At 43.9% G+C, this 16,330-nt stretch carries 15 protein-coding genes; 5 read left to right on the top strand and 10 right to left on the bottom strand.

Annotation, left to right across the window (positions count from 1 at the left end; genetic code table 11):
- The first annotated feature begins 427 nt into the window (after positions 1-427).
- From V7Q33_RS19305 to V7Q33_RS19295, 3 genes are all read left to right on the top strand, one after another.
- Positions 428-1,162 carry a class I SAM-dependent methyltransferase gene (locus V7Q33_RS19305; protein WP_333820942.1) on the top strand — a complete coding sequence of 245 codons (735 nt, stop codon included), beginning with the start codon at positions 428-430 and terminating at the stop codon, positions 1,160-1,162.
- A gap of 99 nt (positions 1,163-1,261) precedes the next feature.
- A complete protein-coding gene (locus V7Q33_RS19300) occupies positions 1,262-2,917 on the top strand; it encodes an N-acyl-D-amino-acid deacylase family protein (protein ID WP_333820941.1) in 1,656 nt (551 codons plus the stop codon).
- A gap of 161 nt (positions 2,918-3,078) precedes the next feature.
- Complete coding sequence (locus tag V7Q33_RS19295; protein ID WP_333820940.1) at positions 3,079-5,202, top strand: OmpA family protein; 2,124 nt, start codon at positions 3,079-3,081, stop codon at positions 5,200-5,202.
- A 5-nt stretch (positions 5,203-5,207) separates the two neighbouring features.
- On the opposite strand, the gene V7Q33_RS19290 is transcribed toward V7Q33_RS19295, so the two are convergent.
- The 5 genes from V7Q33_RS19290 to rplM all read right to left on the bottom strand — a co-directional run bounded on the left by V7Q33_RS19290 (position 5,208) and on the right by rplM (position 8,770).
- Entirely contained in the window at positions 5,208-6,071 is an 864-nt protein-coding gene (locus V7Q33_RS19290) for an ATP-grasp domain-containing protein (protein WP_333820939.1), read from the bottom strand.
- An 86-nt stretch (positions 6,072-6,157) separates the two neighbouring features.
- The gene (tsf, locus tag V7Q33_RS19285; protein ID WP_331974789.1) at positions 6,158-6,991 is read right to left on the bottom strand and encodes a translation elongation factor Ts; all 834 of its coding nucleotides are present in this window, start codon (positions 6,989-6,991) and stop codon (positions 6,158-6,160) included.
- A gap of 162 nt (positions 6,992-7,153) precedes the next feature.
- Positions 7,154-7,924 carry a 30S ribosomal protein S2 gene (gene rpsB / locus V7Q33_RS19280; RefSeq protein ID WP_331974791.1) on the bottom strand — a complete coding sequence of 257 codons (771 nt, stop codon included), beginning with the start codon at positions 7,922-7,924 and terminating at the stop codon, positions 7,154-7,156.
- A gap of 11 nt (positions 7,925-7,935) precedes the next feature.
- Positions 7,936-8,322 (bottom strand): 30S ribosomal protein S9, encoded by a 387-nt coding sequence (gene rpsI, locus V7Q33_RS19275; protein WP_331974793.1) that lies wholly within the window; start codon positions 8,320-8,322, stop codon positions 7,936-7,938.
- Positions 8,323-8,326: 4 nt separating this feature from the next.
- On the bottom strand, positions 8,327-8,770 hold the full coding sequence (rplM, locus tag V7Q33_RS19270) for a 50S ribosomal protein L13 (RefSeq protein WP_331974795.1): 444 nt from the start codon (positions 8,768-8,770) through the stop codon (positions 8,327-8,329).
- 381 nt (positions 8,771-9,151) lie between these two features.
- On the opposite strand from rplM, the gene V7Q33_RS19265 reads away from it, so the two are divergent.
- Positions 9,152-10,204: a ferredoxin--NADP reductase gene (locus V7Q33_RS19265; RefSeq protein WP_333820938.1), complete on the top strand. Its 1,053-nt coding sequence runs from the start codon at positions 9,152-9,154 to the stop codon at positions 10,202-10,204.
- 446 nt (positions 10,205-10,650) lie between these two features.
- Here the strand turns inward: V7Q33_RS19265 and V7Q33_RS19260 are convergent, their stop codons facing one another.
- The 4 genes from V7Q33_RS19260 to V7Q33_RS19245 form a co-directional block, all read right to left on the bottom strand.
- Positions 10,651-11,370, bottom strand: a complete 720-nt coding sequence (locus V7Q33_RS19260; protein ID WP_331974799.1) for an RluA family pseudouridine synthase — start codon at positions 11,368-11,370, stop codon at positions 10,651-10,653.
- Positions 11,371-11,388: 18 nt separating this feature from the next.
- Positions 11,389-12,456: a sensor histidine kinase gene (locus V7Q33_RS19255; RefSeq protein ID WP_331974801.1), complete on the bottom strand. Its 1,068-nt coding sequence runs from the start codon at positions 12,454-12,456 to the stop codon at positions 11,389-11,391.
- A gap of 94 nt (positions 12,457-12,550) precedes the next feature.
- Positions 12,551-13,240, bottom strand: a complete 690-nt coding sequence (locus tag V7Q33_RS19250; RefSeq protein ID WP_331974803.1) for a response regulator transcription factor — start codon at positions 13,238-13,240, stop codon at positions 12,551-12,553.
- Positions 13,241-13,403: 163 nt separating this feature from the next.
- Positions 13,404-14,453 (bottom strand): aminopeptidase, encoded by a 1,050-nt coding sequence (locus V7Q33_RS19245; protein WP_333820937.1) that lies wholly within the window; start codon positions 14,451-14,453, stop codon positions 13,404-13,406.
- Positions 14,454-14,765: 312 nt separating this feature from the next.
- Between V7Q33_RS19245 and recA the strand changes: the two genes are divergently transcribed.
- On the top strand, positions 14,766-15,794 hold the full coding sequence (recA, locus tag V7Q33_RS19240) for a recombinase RecA (RefSeq protein WP_331974807.1): 1,029 nt from the start codon (positions 14,766-14,768) through the stop codon (positions 15,792-15,794).
- Positions 15,795-15,878: 84 nt separating this feature from the next.
- Here recA and V7Q33_RS19235 read toward each other — a convergent pair.
- On the bottom strand, positions 15,879-16,330 hold a 452-nt coding region (locus tag V7Q33_RS19235), incomplete at its 5' end, for an ABC transporter permease (protein WP_333820936.1).

Genomic DNA, 16,330 nt, shown 5'->3' with positions numbered 1-16,330 from the left:
TACCATTTCACAGGAGCAATTGAATGAGCTTGCTTTGTTGATTAAGAAATGATTTGCTGTTAAACGTCAGCTGTTTATAGTCTGTGGGAAAATAGCGTGAAATTATTTTCCCACAGATTTCACAGATCAGCACAGATAAATGCACATACATTTTTAGGCACCTCTGTACCTCCTTCGTAAACTTTGTGTAACTGGATTTTCCCCTCTCACGCCCTCTTGCAACTTACAATTTGCGTCTACCGTTTAATATTGAAACAAGTGACATCGAGTAATGAATATTTAGAAGGGTTCTATTAACGATTAATCTGTAACTGATAACAGAATTGAATATCGAACAAGGAACATCGACCAACGAATGTCGAAGTAGATATCACTATAAATCACACCCACTCCATCCAGCCGCTAGCAGCCAGTAACCAGTAGCTTTATGAAAGATTTGTTCTCAGGCCACTCAAAAATATATGCAGCGTTCCGCCCCGATTATCCGGAAGCGGTCTACCAGCATATTATGCGGCATGTAAAGCACAAAGCTATAGCCTGGGATTGCGCTACTGGCAACGGACAAGTAGCCCGCGCACTCGCTCATTACTTTGAGCGTGTAGAAGCAACCGACATCAGTCAACAGCAGCTCGATAATGCTTATCCATCTGCCAATATTTACTACAAGGTTAGTGCTGCTGAACAAACTCCCTTTCACGATCATCAGTTCGATCTGATCACAGTAGCCCAGGCGTTGCATTGGTTCGATCGCGATAAGTTTTACAAAGAAGTGAAACGTGTTGGCAAACCCGGTGGCATCCTGGCTGTATGGGGATATGCTTTGTTATATATTGAACCTGCGATCGATGATATTATCACGAATTTTTATAGCAATACTGTCGGGCCGTTCTGGGATGATGCGCGCAGACTGGTAGAGCAGGAATACAAAACGATCGAGTTTCCCTTCCCCGAAATTACTACACCTAAATTCTCGATCGATGTAACATGGTCGTTGGAGCATCTTGCCGGCTATCTCGAAAGCTGGTCGGCCACGCAAAAATATATTCACAAGCACCAGGCAAATCCCGTAAGTGCTGTGGTAGAAAGTCTACGAAAGCATTGGGAGCCGGCTGAAATCAAGACCGTATCTTTCCCGGTGTTTATGCGGATGGGTGTAATTTAGTAGCATCGCCTTTAGTTTCTTACATCATCACTTCTTTCGCACATCTGCATTTCTTTTCTGCAGAAACCTCACTATCATCGTATACTTTTTCCAAACTACATGCGCTACATTATTTTTTCAGCTGCTTCACTAACACTCATCCTTATCCTGGCTTGCACGCAAAAGCCTCAACAGTTTGATATAATCATCCGCAACGGAACGATATACGATGGTTCCGGCGACATTCCCTATACTGCAGATATAGCGATCAATAGCGATACCATTGCTGCGATTGGAAAGCTCGATAATGCCACCGGAAAAAAGGAGATCGATGCTTCCGGCCTTGCTGTTGCTCCCGGCTTTATCAATATGCTTAGCTGGGCCGATCAGAATCTGTTGAAAGACGGACGTTCCATGAGTGACATCAAACAAGGCGTTACCCTGGAAGTATTCGGAGAAGGCTGGTCGCCCGGCCCGATGAAGCGCAAGAGTAAAGTAGCAGTTGATAGCCTCTGGACAACACTCGGTGGTTACTTCAACTGGATAACCAGGAAAGGTATATCTACCAATGTAGCTTCGTTTGTAGGACAAACTTCCGTGCGCAACTACGTAATGAACCAGGATAACCGAAAACCTACCGATGCGGAGCTTCAGCAGATGAAGCAACTGGTGCAGCAGGCTATGGAAGAAGGCGCCATGGGCCTCGGCACTTCGCTGATCTATGCACCGGCAACCTATGCAGATACTGAAGAATTGATTGCGCTGGCAAAAGTGGCCTCGCAATATGGAGGCATGTATACTACGCACATGCGCAGCGAAGGCGATTTTATACTGAATGGTGTTAACGAAACCCTGCGCATTGCACGCGAAGCAAATATACCAGTCGAGATATACCACATGAAATTGAACATAGCACGCAACTGGAACAAAATTGATACCCTGCTTACCAAGATTGATAGCGCACAAAAAGCAGGGATAAAAATTACTGCAGATATGTATCCCTATACCGCGAGTGCTACGGGGTTAACGTCACGGCTCCCCACGTGGGTGCAGGAAGGTGGCGGAAAAATGATGCGCCAGAAGTTAAAGACACCTGCTATCCGCAAAAAAGTTTTGTATGAAATGGAGATGGGTATACCCTACAAAAACTCCGATCCGGAATATGTTGTGTTGATGGGCTTCCGCCTCGACTCGCTGAACAAACTTTATAAGGGAAAGAAGCTGAGTGAAGTGGCTCGTCTTCATGGTAAGAATGCCGATGAAACAGTTATCGATCTAATTGTTCGCGATCGCTCACGCATTGAAGCATTATATCATCAACAGTCGGAAGAAAATGTGAGGCGCATTATACAATTACCGTATGTGAGCTTCGGCTCTGATGGCGGTTCAGAAACCATTGATGAAAAGAACATGGAAGAAGGAGCCCACCCGCGGAGCTATGGAACCTTTGCACGCGTACTGGGCAAATATGTGCGCGATGAAAAGTTGCTCACCTTACAGGAAGCTGTTCGAAAACTGACATCGCTACCAGCAACTAATTTAAAAGTAAAAAAGCGCGGATCGTTGAAAATCGGTTACTGTGCAGATGTAGTAATGTTCGATCCGGCAAAAATTCAAGACCACGCCACGTTTGATAAACCAAGACAATATGCCACAGGCATGATACATGTTCTTGTAAATGGGGTACAGGTATTGAACAATGGCGAACATACTGGAGCAAAACCTGGCAGAGTGGTACGTGGTCCCGGCTTTAAAAGCAAGAAGAAAACTTCTTAGCAGCGCGTTTATTACCTTATCTGGGGTAGCATTTTGATCCATTCGACCAAGCAAGCAACGGTATCGACAAGTCCTTGACTAATACACGTGTTTACCGGGGTATTTTTCAATATATTTACTGTGATTTTTTAACCTTTTGGAATCAATTTCTATCCATCATTATGGATAAGCTATTTTATCTCATGCTGATTGTTTTTGGCCTCGCAATTCCTTTTCGTGGTCAATCACAAAACCTTATTGAAAAGGGGGATCGTTTCTTTGCGAAGAAAGATTATGAAAATGCTCTAAAAAGCTATTTGGAAGCGAACCCCGGAGATGACGATGCCAACACTAACTTTAAGATCGGCATGTGTTATCTGTATACTGAATTAAAGTCAAAATCGCTTCCATACCTTGAGAAAGCTGTTCATGCAAAACCCAACGTAGACGAAGATATTGATTATTACCTCGGTATGGCATACCAGAATAACCACCAGTATGCCAAGGCACGTGATCACTACGAGGCATTCCGATCAAAGAACAAGAAGCTTTATGAGATCGCAACACAAAAGATCTACGAATGCGAGATCGGTGACTCTCTTACACGTAAGCCGGTGCGTGCCGTTATTCAGAATATAGGTGCCGGCATCAACACCCGCTTCAATGAATATTCTCCGCTGGTAACAAGCGATGGGAAAACGATGATCTTCACCTCCAATCGTTCGACGGATGACTACAAGATCAAGAGTGGAACGAATTTCGAAGATATATATATAGCACATAAGACTGGCGACACATGGGGAGCTCCGGAAAAAATCAGCCCTAACATCAACATCAAGTTTAATGATGCAGCAGCTTCTCTTTCAGCAGATGGGAAAACACTTTTTTTGTACTACGAAGATGGATCCGGAGATATATATACTTCGCACCAGGAAGGCTCAGACTGGACCAAGCCCGAACCACTTAACAAGAATATCAATACACCTTTATTCTGGGAAACATCGGCTTGTATATCGGCCGATGGCCAGAAGCTTTTTTTCTCCAGCAATCGTCCGGGAGGAAAGGGCGAACTCGATATCTGGATGAGTACCCTCGACCCAAAGGGTAACTGGGCGAAGCCGGTAAACCTCGGAAGCGCTATTAATACACCAGGCAATGAAGATTCTCCATTTATCCATCCGGATGGTGTTACGCTATATTTCTCTTCCGATGGACATCCGAGCATGGGGAGCAATGACATTTTTAAAAGCGAATTTAAAGATGGCAAATGGCAGAAGCCTGTAAACCTCGGGTATCCGGTAAACTCCATTGAGTACGATGGATTTTTCAGTATATCAGAAGATAAAAAAACAGGTTACTATTCAACGCTTCGTGCAGAAGGCATGGGAAGTGCCGATATATATACTATAAACTTCCTGCCACCTCCACCCAAAGAAGAAGAAAAAGAACCGGTATTGTTGGCAAGTTCCGAACCTGTTACTACTACAATACAAGTCACTCCCAAAGAAGAGCCAAAAGTAGAGCCACCCAAAGAGGAACCTAAGAAGGAAGAGCCAAAAGTAGAGGAGCCCAAGGTAGAAACGCCTGTCGTGGTAACACAACCGGTGGCTGAAACAAAACCACAGCCGGATAACTTCGTTGATCCGAGCATACAGGCTAAAAAAGATTTGAAGGTAGTAACGGTACTTCGCGGAAAAGTAATTGATGAAACGACAGCGCAGCCATTAGGAGCCACTATATTTCTGGTAGATAACATTTCTAACAAAGTCGTTACAAAAATGTACTCCGATCCTAAAACCGGGGAGTTCGAAATAACCATTCCACACGGTGGTAACTACGGTGTGTCTACTGAGCGGGATGGCTACCTTTTCAACTCTATCAACTTCAGCTTGCCTGAATTTGCAGAATATCAGGAGATCGATACACACATCATCATGGTGAAAGCAGAGGTCGGTTCTAAAGTGGTATTGAAGAACATCTTCTTTGATATCGGTAAATCTGACCTTAAGCCTGAATCGATCGCAGAGGTTGAGAATATTAAAGAACTGCTTATTACCAACCCGAATCTGAACGTACAGATAAATGGTCACACCGATAATACAGGTAATGCCGAAACCAACAAGGTGCTTTCACTGAAACGGGCTACAGCTGTGGTAAATTACCTGATTGAACATGGCATCGCTGCTTCACGCCTCAGCGCAAAAGGTTATGGCTCCGAACGCCCTATTGTAAGTAACGATGATGAAGAAGGCGGCCGCGCAATTAACCGAAGAACAGAGATAGAAATTATCGAAGCGAAGGGATAACTTAACTATATATTACCCGCTATCTGCTTCACAACTGATTCTACAAAGCGTTCTCTGATCGCATTATCAAATTCAAAATAAAGGTCTGGCTCAATCAACTCCAGCTCCATCAGGTGAAATTCGTCTCCAATCATTACACCGTCTACCCGTGCATAAAGTAAAGTCTGTGGTATTTGCGCTATAACTTTCTTTCCCGTTTGCAACAGGTAATTATCTGGTTGAAAAAGTTGATATTTTCCTCCGTATTGTCGCTGCACACGAAAGTCTCCTTCCTTTGGTTTCTTCACCACAGCATGTGAAAATATACCATTGAAAAAGATCATGGATATTTCGCCTCGCTCCGTAATTTCAGGAAGGTACGGTTGTATCAGCCAGTCACTGCCTGCAATTGCCTCTTCGAAGTTTTGCTTCGTTAGTTCACTCGATGAGTGCGTCTTTGTAAGATAAGAACCTGCCGATATAGCCGGCTTGATCACAATCTTCTCCCACTGTTTTTCACGCAACGCACCAAAAGAAACAGGCGCTGCAGCAGATGAAAACAGCGTTGGTATAATCGTAACACCGTTTCGTTCAAATTGCTGCAAGTAGAACTTATGCAGATTCTGTTGCACAATAGTTACCGGGTTGAATAGCGGTATATCCTTATCCGACATTGACTGAAGCCACCGGGCAAAGGCATCGCTCTGTGTATAGTAATCCCACGTATTGCGGATGACCAGGTATTGGTAATCTTCCCAACGCACAGCCGGATCATTCCAGATAACGGGCCTGGCGGTAATTCCTTTCGCAGCAAACAAAGCTATCAACGGCTGGTCTGCCTCATACAGGCTGGGGAGTCGCTGGCAGGTAAGTAATCCTATCACAGACATAGTCTATATTTGAAACAAGAGTATAAATAAAAAGCCTTTTCAGCGAATACTGAAAAGGCTTTTTGATCAAATGACTATCTATTATTTTAAGCGATTGCTACACGCTTGAATTCAGCCACTGTCAAACCTTTGGTTACGCTATCCAGGTATTGAGCAACTGTCTTTGAATTGTCTTTTACAAAGATCTGGTGCAACAGAGTGGTCTCTTTGAAGAACTTCTGCAGTTTACCTTGTGCGATCTTGTCTACCATGTTTTCAGGCTTACCTTCTGCCAGTATCTGAGCTTTGGCAATCTCAAGTTCTTTCTCAATGATTGATTGATCTACTGATTTTTCATCAACCGCTACAGGGTTCATGGCAGCGATTTGCATACCCACATCCTTACCGGCTTCAGTAACGTCTTTACCATTTACTCCTTTCAGCGACACAAGTACACCGAGTTTAGAACCTGCGTGGATATAGGGAACAACAGCTTCTCCTTTCATGTGCACATATTCGCTCACTTCAATCTTCTCACCAATCTTACCAACCAATTCAACAATCTTGTCATTCAGTGTAAGACTGCCAGCACTCAGACCAAGCAGTGCTTCTTTCGTAGCAGGCTTGTTGGCAAATGCAGTTTCAGCGATCAGTTTGCCCAGGTTCTGGAACTCTTCATTCTTTGCTACGAAGTCAGTTTCGCAGTTCAATGCGATCAGCACAGCTTCTTTATTATCATCGCTCACTTTAATGAATACAGAACCTTCTTTCGCTTCTCTGTCAGAACGGGAAGCAGAAACTTTCTGACCCTTCTTTCTAAGTATCTCGATAGCTTTATCAAAATCGCCTTCGGCTTCGGCAAGGGCTTTTTTACAATCCATCATACCGGCACCCGTCATCTGGCGGAGCTTGTTTACATCTTGTGCTGAAATAGCTGACATAGTATTTACGATTTTAAGATTTACGTTTTACGTTTTACGTTTTTTTTGAACTCCCTAAAAAAACTAAACACCGGCTTGGGGCCGATGTTTAGTGCATTATCATTGCATTAATTATGACTACCGTGTGCAATTACTGCACCTTGGCACATCAGCGTATTGTAATTACTTCGATTCTTCTACCGCAGTATCTACTTTTCTTTTCTCATCTTCTTCCTTCTTCTGGGCAGCATCATCCTTGTCCTTTTTGCGCTCCATCAAACCTTCTTCAATCACTTTACCAATGTGTTTGGTAAGAATAGAAATTGATTTGAAAGCATCATCGTTCGCAGGAACAGGGAAATCTACACCCGAAGGATCTGAGTTTGTATCTACCAATGCAAACACTGGAATGTTCAGTTTTTGAGCTTCGGTAACCGCGATATGCTCGCGTTTTACATCGATCACAAACAATGCAGCCGGCAGTCTGTTCAGATCGGCAATACCACCCAACAGTTTTTCAAGTTTAGCTTTCTCGCGGGTGATCATGAGGCGCTCGCGTTTTGCCAAGTTGCTGAAAGCTTCGTCTTTCATAAGCTTTTCAATCTGTGCGAGTTTCTTCAATGATTTGCGAATAGTAGCGAAGTTGGTTAGCATGCCACCCAACCAGCGCTCTGTTACGAACGGCATGTTGAGGCGTTTTGCTTCTTCTGCTACGATATCTTTAGCTTGCTTTTTCGTCGCTACGAACATGATCTTACGTCCTGAGCGAACAATGTTCTTCAGTGCGAAAGTCGCTTCGTCCAGACATGCCAGAGTTTTGTTCAGGTCAATAAGGTGGATACCGTTATTTTCCATGAAGATGTATTCAGCCATCTTCGGGTTCCACTTGCGGGTAAGGTGACCAAAGTGAACACCTGCATCCAACAAATCCTGATATGTTAATTTTTCAGCCATTCTCTTAATGATTAACGCTTGCTAAACTGGAATCTTCTTCTCGCCTTTCTTCTGCCTGGCTTCTTCCGTTCTACCATTCTGGAATCGCGGGTAATGAAACCTTCTTTTCTCAATACTGGCTTGCTTTCAGCATTGAATTCAACCAGGGCGCGCGCAATACCGAGGCGTACTGCTTCAGCCTGCCCCTTTACACCACCGCCTTCAACATTCACAGTAACATCATACTGCCCGTCAACCTTTACGGCTACGAGAGGTTGTTTTACTGTTGTCTGGTGAATTTCTGAAATGAAATATTCTTTCAGTTCACGGTCATTCACCTTAATGTCTCCCTTTCCAGGTTTAACATAAACTCTGGCGATGGAGGTCTTTCTTCTGCCTATTGCGTTAATGATCTGCATGTAATCAGAACTTTATTTCTTTTGGTTGTTGTGCGGTATGAGGATGTTCAGCTCCGGCATAAACATGCAGGCTTCTGAAAAGTTCGCGTCCAAGTCTGTTTTTAGGAAGCATGCCGCGTACTGCGTGCTCGATCAGACGTTCTGGGTGCTTGGAGCGGATCATAGTAGGAGTATGCTCACGCTGACCGCCTGGATAACCTGAGTGGGTGAAGATCACGCGATCATTCCACTTCTTACCTGTCATTCTTACTTTTTCAGCGTTGATAACAATCACGTTATCGCCACAATCCACATTGGGAGTATAGCTTGGCTTATGCTTTCCACGGATAATGTGAGCAACCTGGCTAGCCACACGGCCCAGCACTTGCGCGTTTGCGTCTACCACTATCCAGCCTTTTTCAACTGTAGCCTTGTTGGCATTCAGTGTTTTATAGCTATTATGATCCATTTTAATATTAGAGATTCAATTAAAAACACTACCCCTTTCAAAAAGGGACACAAAGGTAAACTGCCTGTCTGGTAAATGCAAGCGGGATTTTGAATTTGCTTTAAAATCCACTAAAACAATTTCAACAAACTGCTAAGATGCTGGTCAATAGCCCTTTGGCGGCCCCTGACGATGAAGTTAGGGCGACAAAGATCGGACTTTTTTCCGGATTTAAATGCAAAATCTCCCACAGATTGTCGGAGACGCATATGAATTACGTGCAGAACAGCCTGCCGGATTCTTCTATTTTGTATAAAACAATTCGTGGTTAAACCTTGTAGCAGATTACGATTAACGCCATACATTTGGCCCCTATTGGTACATTTTTCATTCTGTTAAACATTGAGCACACTTCTACCGACCTATAAAAAGGTGATAATCCGCGACATCGTACAGGAAACGAAGGATGTTAAAACATTCAGGCTGGAAATGGCCGATGGATCTCCTATTCAATATCAGGCAGGGCAATTCATAACGTTTGTGTTTCCAAAAGTTACTTCGGAAGAAGACCGGAGAAATTATTCTTTTTCCACTACTCCAGAGGTAGACGACATTCCTTCAATCACTTTAAAGCGTGTCGAAAATGGTGCATACTCGCGGTGGTTCATTGACGAAGCCAGGCCTGGTGATACCCTGTTAACAATAGGCGTTTCAGGGTATTTTACGTTGCCGGAAAATATAGAAAGCTATAAACGCATCCTCTTTCTTGCGGCAGGCAGCGGCATTGCTCCCATCTATTCATTATTGCAACAGGTGCTTTATTTCCATCCGTCTGTACAGGTAACACTTATCTATAGCAGCCGTGATGCTGGCAGCACAATATTTTATGCGAGTTTGCAGGAGCTTCAACAAAAATTCCAGGGGCGTTTTACAATTGAATTTCTTTTCAGCACTGCGCCTAATCTGCTGCGGGCACGACTTGGAAAAGGGCTGCTGGAAGTGTTGCTAAAACAATACGCAGGCACGGAGCATCACGAATCGCTCTTTTATACATGTGGCCCTTACGACTATATGCGAATGGCAACTATTGTATTGCAAACCGAAGGCGTGCCTCCCCAAAACATTCACAGGGAAAATTTTGCTATTGTAAAACCGGTGCAAAAGAGATTTCCGCCTGATAAAGATCCACATCATATTACCGTAACCGTGGATGGAAGACAATATACTTTTCAATCGCAGTTTCCGGAGACGATATTGGCGCAGGCAAAAAAACTGGGTATACCAATTCCCTACAGCTGCGAATCAGGACAATGTGGAACCTGTGCTGCTACTTGCACAAAAGGAAACGTATGGATGTGGAACAACGAAGTACTGGTAGATGCAGAGATCGAAAAAGGTCGCGTGCTTACCTGCACGGGCTATCCCGTTGGTGGTGATGTTGCGCTGGAGATATAGGAGTATGATATCCTATATTCACTCATCAATGAGCTAATTTAAAAGTCAGAACTATATTAGCGATACCTTCTACTTTTCTCGTTTCAGTTCCCTCCGTTGATGTAGCCGGTACCCACGGAGGCATGATGCTTAAGATACGGAGTACTTCATCTACTAACCCATATTTTAAATCTTCACCTTCCGTAATCTTTAAGTCGATTATATTGCCTAGTGTATCGATTCTTAATTCAAAACCTACCTTTCTTCCTCTCTCCTTATTCGAGCTTCTCGCGGGTATTTCATATTCTTGGCAAGAAATTCCTGCATAGCCATAAATCCTCCCGGATACTCCGGTTGATGAACAATAATCATTTTTCTTGTTGTACTGTCTATTTGGCTATATGCTGAAACGCATGAACCTAAAAGTATAAGGCTTACTATACTTGCTTTTAAAATACCCTGCATAACTAACTATTACTCTCCAACTGCTTGATCAACGCCTGCATATCTTTTGGGTAAGGTGCTTTCACCGTTTGGGTTACTCCTTTACAATCAGTAAAAGTCAGTGCATAGGCATGCAGTGCCATGCGTTTCATGATCGGCTGTTCTTCGGTTTGTTTCTTCAGGTTGAATCCCCGTTTTACACTGGAAAGGAAAAATGGTTTTCCGCCATATAGCTCATCTCCCGTAATGGATGCTTTCAGCGTTGCCAGGTGTATACGTATCTGGTGCATGCGACCGGTAACAGGCCTGCACTCTACCAGTGTGTGAAGTTTGTAAGATTGCAATGAAGTGAAATAGGTCTGTGCGGGTTTACCTTCGCGCTTGCTGATCTTTACCATACCATCATCTTGTTTAAGGATGGGAAGATCAACCAGGTTGTCTTTGAAATTGTGAATGCCATCTACAATTGCATGATATACTTTATTCACTTCACGCTTTTCGAACTGCATGCTCATGTGGCGATACGCTTCCGGATTTTTAGCAATGGCCAATACTCCTGAAGTATCTTTATCCAATCGGTGGCATACTTGTGCATCTCCCCGATATTCACGGGCCAGTGCCAGCAAATTTACTTTGTCGTGGCGGTCCTCCAGGGTAGACACGAACGGAGGTTTATTAATAAGAACAAAATCATCGTCTTCGAAGAGGATGATATCTTCAAAATTTATCTTGGTTGACTTCAATGCTGCTGTTTTTGGTTTTTACTCAGCCTGATGGTGGTGATGCTGGTCCGCCTCGGGCTTTACACGCGGCAATTTAAAACTAAAAGTAGAACCTTTGCCGGGTTCGCTCTCCACTTCGGCTTTGGTGTTATGCCCATCGAGAATGTGTTTTACAATGGCGAGGCCCAACCCGGTGCCGCCTTTCTCACGGCTTCGGCTCTTGTCTACCCGGTAGAAACGCTCAAAGATACGCGTCTGGTGTTCTACCGGGATACCTTCCCCGGTATCGCGCACATTGGTTATTACATTTTTCTTGCTGATGTCAAAGCTTACCACCACCTCAGAGCCATCAAAAGAGTGTTTGATAGCGTTGCTGATCAGGTTTGTCATTACCTGACTAATTCGCTGCCAATCGGCATATACCAGTGCTTTATGATGTACGCCTTCAATACGCAGTTTGATATTCCGTTTCTCGCCTTTCTCTTCAAATTGTTCGAACACCTCCTCCGTCAGCTTATACATATCGATCGTTTCGAAATGCATTTTGATCTGGCCGGTTTCTATATGCGAAAGTGTGAGCAGGTCTTGCACCAGCATGTCAAGGCCATCAAGACTTTTGGCTGCCTTCTTCAGAAATTTATTACGAACGGACTTATCGTTCACGGCACCGTCCAGCAGGGTGTGCACAAAGCCCTGCGCAGCAAAAATAGGTGTCTTCAACTCGTGCGATACATCGGCTATAAATTCCCGGCGAAACGCTTCCAGCTTTTTAAGTTCATCAATCTCCTTTTGCTTGAGCTCGGCAAACGAGTAAATATCTTCGTTAATGGTTTTGAGCGGATTGAGCGGTGCTGTTTTCTGCTTGTCGAGTTTGGCGAGCTCTTTCTTTTTAAGCTTGCCCATTAACTTATAGATCTTGTTGATCTCCCGGAAGATGAGAAACTCCAGCACAATGAATATCAGCAGGTATGAAACTGAGAAGCTAATGGCAAATGCAACCAGCAAGGCACTGGCGGCAATACTTTTAAACAGCGACAGGAATAATGATGTGATCAGCGCAATGCAGCAGGCAAGCAGGAGGGCAAGACCACGGGAACTATAAACCATGCCCGAAGATAATTATTCGCGAATAGTTCACCGTTATCCGTTACTTGTTATTCGAGAAAAGAAACTTCTGATAACGTAAACAGCAAACCTGTTACTAATTCAAGCTGAATTTATACCCTACACCTTTTACGGTAGTGATGAAATCATCGCCAATCTTTTCGCGTACTTTCCGGATGTGTACGTCTACCGTTCTGGCCAGTACATATACATCTGACCCCCAGATATTCTGCAGGAGATCCTCACGACTAAATACTTTATTCGGATTCTGCGCCAGGAAATACAAGAGCTCAAATTCTTTCTTCGGAAGATTGATCTCTTTATCGTTTACCTTAATGGTATAGCTGGTGCGGTCTATGGTAAGTTCTCCTATGGTGATGAGACTGGAAGGAGAAGATTTTTTGGAATCTCTTCTGAACAGGGCACTGATGCGGCTCATCAACGCGCGTGGTTTGATGGGCTTGGTGATATAGTCATCGGCACCTACATCAAAGGCCGCTACTTCTGAATATTCTTCCGAGCGGGCTGTGAGGAACACAACAAATGTTTTTTGAAGCTCCGGGATATCGCGTAACAACCGGCAGGTTTCTACACCATCCATTTTTGGCATCATAATGTCGAGCAGTACCAGGTCAGGCACAAACTTTTTGGCAATATCTACAGCCTTTGAGCCATCGGATGCTGTTTTAACATCATACCCCCCTTTTTCAAGGTTGTACTTCAGAAGTTCCAAAATTGGCTCTTCATCATCTACGACAAGCACTTTGTGCATTTGCTTGTTTCCCATAGTTCAACTATTTGCTTCAAAAATATACATAAAAAGGCCCACTAAAAACCGGTAAACATTTCTTAACAATTCCTTAAGCAGGCGTAACAATTCGATAATAAATACAACGACAAGTGGCCCCGAAATAATTCCTGTATGCCTTGCCTCAACAAGATCAGGCTTATTAAAGAAACGGGTATTTCTCACTCAGGTAATGGATATAGGCGCGCAGATTGCCGTGAAATTTTCCATGCCACTCCTCTGCAAAGACGGTCTGCTTCGATTGATACTGGCGGAAGTTCATGAAGTAAGCATTATTGGGCAGCTTTTCCTTAAAACGCTGTGAGGGATGCTTGGTCAACGCCAGCGACAATGTGTCGAGGTTGTTTACGATACGTTGTATAGCGGCTTCCTTTTGCTGTTTCTTTACCGAAACAGGCTCCTGGCCGGTAAACGAATGGTATAAACTATCGAGCAATGCAGCACCGCGCAGCATGTGGTCTACATACTTCAGGTAATCTTTATCTTCGTCCATATAGGTGGTGTATTCGCGCGAATTTTCTCCATACTTATGAATCAAAAACCGCTCGGCACCACGATCGCCAATGAACGTAGCAAGGTTCTCATTGAAATCCACGCTGTCTTTTACAAAGATGGTAGCATGCGACATCTCATGAATAATAAGATTAGCGAGATCGCCTTCACTGCGGTTGAGCATCTTACTAAGGATTGGATCGGTGAACCATCCGAGGGTAGACCACCCTCCGGGATTGCGCACGATCACGTCATATCCTTCGGCCTCCAGTTCTTTCTTCAGATCGAATGCCCGTTGCTGGTTGAAGAAGCCTTTGTAAGGAACTGATCCTATCACCGGGAATTTCCATTCTTTAGGCTGCAGCCTGAACGGCTCTGAAGCCAGCACCACCCACATAATCTCCTGTCCTTTTTGATCGTATAGCGTTTTATAGTTTTCAGTGTCTTTTAATCCAAGCGAGTCGATTGCATACTTTCTTACTTCGTTGATGAGACGGAGGCGTGCCTTCAATGAATCAGGGAATGATGGATCGGCCATAAACTCTTCCACCGGGCGCGCATTCCATACAATGTTCAATTGTCCATAACCTTGCCGAACGCCATACACCACCAGATCCCAATAGAAAACAACGAGCGCTGCTATTACTACAGCTACAATCAACAGTATGCGTTTGAATATTTTACCGGCCCGGTTCTGCATTTCAAAAAATAATTCCTCTTCTGAATAGCCCGCAAGATAAAAGTATACAGCAACTTTGTATGTATAGGAGGTCAGTGGCGATATGAAGTAAGTTGATCTTTAGGTTGTAGGCTGGAAGCAAAAAATCATACCGTATTAACCCTTTCGATTTTTAAATTCTATTTTAATTAGTATTTTTAACCCGTAATAAACTAATAATAATAGTTAATCAACTTTTTAAAGAGGTTAATGTAAAGATGCATGCAGGTATGATTGAACCTTTGTACTTTCAAACCCGAACCTCTTGAGAACGAAGAAAAAATAAATACATATATGAGTGATGCTAAAGAAAAACTGAAGGCGCTTCAGTTAACGATCGACAAACTGGAAAAGACATACGGTAAAGGAACCGTAATGAAGCTTAGCGATGAGAAAGTGGTGGATATCCCTGCCATCTCTACAGGTTCGCTCGGTCTTGATATTGCATTGGGCATTGGTGGTATACCGCGTGGAAGAATTACCGAGATCTACGGACCTGAATCTTCCGGTAAAACAACGCTCACCATGCACTGCATTGCCGAAGCACAGAAGCGCGGTGGACTGGCGGCTTTTATCGATGCAGAACACGCCTTCGACAAAGCATACGCTGAAAAACTAGGAATTGATACCGAGAACCTGCTGATCTCTCAGCCCGACAATGGTGAACAGGCGCTTGAAATTGCCGACCACCTGATTCGTTCGGGAGCGATCGATATCATTGTAATTGACTCGGTGGCTGCGCTTGTACCAAAAGGTGAATTGGAGGGGGAAATGGGTGAAAGCAAAATGGGCTTGCAGGCACGTTTAATGTCACAGGCATTGCGTAAGCTTACCGGTACCATCAGCAAGACTGGCTGCTCTTGTATCTTCATCAACCAGTTGCGCGAAAAGATCGGTGTTATGTTCGGTAACCCGGAAACTACTACCGGTGGTAATGCTTTGAAATTCTATGCATCCGTTCGTTTGGATATCCGCCGGATTGGGCAGATCAAAGAAGCTGCAGACGATATTACCGGTAACCGTGTGAAAGTAAAAGTTGTGAAGAACAAAGTGGCACCTCCATTCAAAGTAGTAGAGTTCGACATTATGTACGGTCGTGGTATATCTAAATCAGGTGAAATAATCGACCTCGGTGTTGAGCTGAACGTGGTTCAGAAATCCGGTTCATGGTTCTCTTACAATGGCAATAAACTGGGCCAGGGTCGCGATGCCGTAAAACAGCTCATTGAAGACAATCCGGAATTAATGGAAGAGATCGAAAAGAAGATCAAAGAGCAAATGGCCGGTGTTGAAGGAACAAAGGTTTTAGAGGAAAAGGAATAACCATCTTAAATCAGATATATCTAAAAATAAATTGCCTCCGGGTTAAATCCGGAGGCAATTATTTTCCGTGATCTCGAAAGAATATCATGATGCCCTGATAGCAATTACAGGATCGAGGCGTGCGGCCAATGCGGCTGGCACAACGCCTGAAACAAGACCAATAACGGTAGATACCCCGAGGCCAAGCACTATATTTTTTATAGTGAGCGTAACGACCAGGCTCCCCAACGGGATAAACGTTATGAGATATACCAGGAACAAGCCTGCCAATCCACCGATCAAACTCAAAAAGATTGCTTCGAACAGGAACTGGAACATGATAAAATAATTCTTGGCACCCAGCGATTTTTGCAAGCCTATAATAGGCGTTCGCTCTTTTACCGAAACAAACATGATGTTGGCTATACCGAAACCTCCTACAAGGATCGAAAATCCACCAATGATCCAACCGGCTATTCCTACTGCATCAAACAAATTACCAATTACATTTGCTAACGCTTCAGGGCGGTTAATGGCAAAGTTATCTTTCTCACCCG

Origin of the sequence: Ohtaekwangia sp., from assembly GCF_036786105.1 — a bacterium.
GTDB lineage: Bacteria > Bacteroidota > Bacteroidia > Cytophagales > Cyclobacteriaceae > Ohtaekwangia.
Note: the sequence above shows the minus strand (reverse complement) of the source record. Positions and strands in the feature narration are given on the sequence as shown.

Coding starts and splice junctions, on each gene's coding strand:
- V7Q33_RS19305 (WP_333820942.1), top strand. CDS start 428: ATGAAAGATTTGTTCTCAGGCCACTCAAAAATATATGCAGCGTTCCGC.
- V7Q33_RS19300 (WP_333820941.1), top strand. CDS start 1,262: ATGCGCTACATTATTTTTTCAGCTGCTTCACTAACACTCATCCTTATC.
- V7Q33_RS19295 (WP_333820940.1), top strand. CDS start 3,079: ATGGATAAGCTATTTTATCTCATGCTGATTGTTTTTGGCCTCGCAATT.
- V7Q33_RS19290 (WP_333820939.1), bottom strand. CDS start 6,071: ATGTCTGTGATAGGATTACTTACCTGCCAGCGACTCCCCAGCCTGTAT.
- tsf (WP_331974789.1), bottom strand. CDS start 6,991: ATGTCAGCTATTTCAGCACAAGATGTAAACAAGCTCCGCCAGATGACG.
- rpsB (WP_331974791.1), bottom strand. CDS start 7,924: ATGGCTGAAAAATTAACATATCAGGATTTGTTGGATGCAGGTGTTCAC.
- rpsI (WP_331974793.1), bottom strand. CDS start 8,322: ATGCAGATCATTAACGCAATAGGCAGAAGAAAGACCTCCATCGCCAGA.
- rplM (WP_331974795.1), bottom strand. CDS start 8,770: ATGGATCATAATAGCTATAAAACACTGAATGCCAACAAGGCTACAGTT.
- V7Q33_RS19255 (WP_331974801.1), bottom strand. CDS start 12,456: ATGGTTTATAGTTCCCGTGGTCTTGCCCTCCTGCTTGCCTGCTGCATT.
- V7Q33_RS19250 (WP_331974803.1), bottom strand. CDS start 13,240: ATGGGAAACAAGCAAATGCACAAAGTGCTTGTCGTAGATGATGAAGAG.
- V7Q33_RS19245 (WP_333820937.1), bottom strand. CDS start 14,453: ATGCAGAACCGGGCCGGTAAAATATTCAAACGCATACTGTTGATTGTA.
- recA (WP_331974807.1), top strand. CDS start 14,766: ATGAGTGATGCTAAAGAAAAACTGAAGGCGCTTCAGTTAACGATCGAC.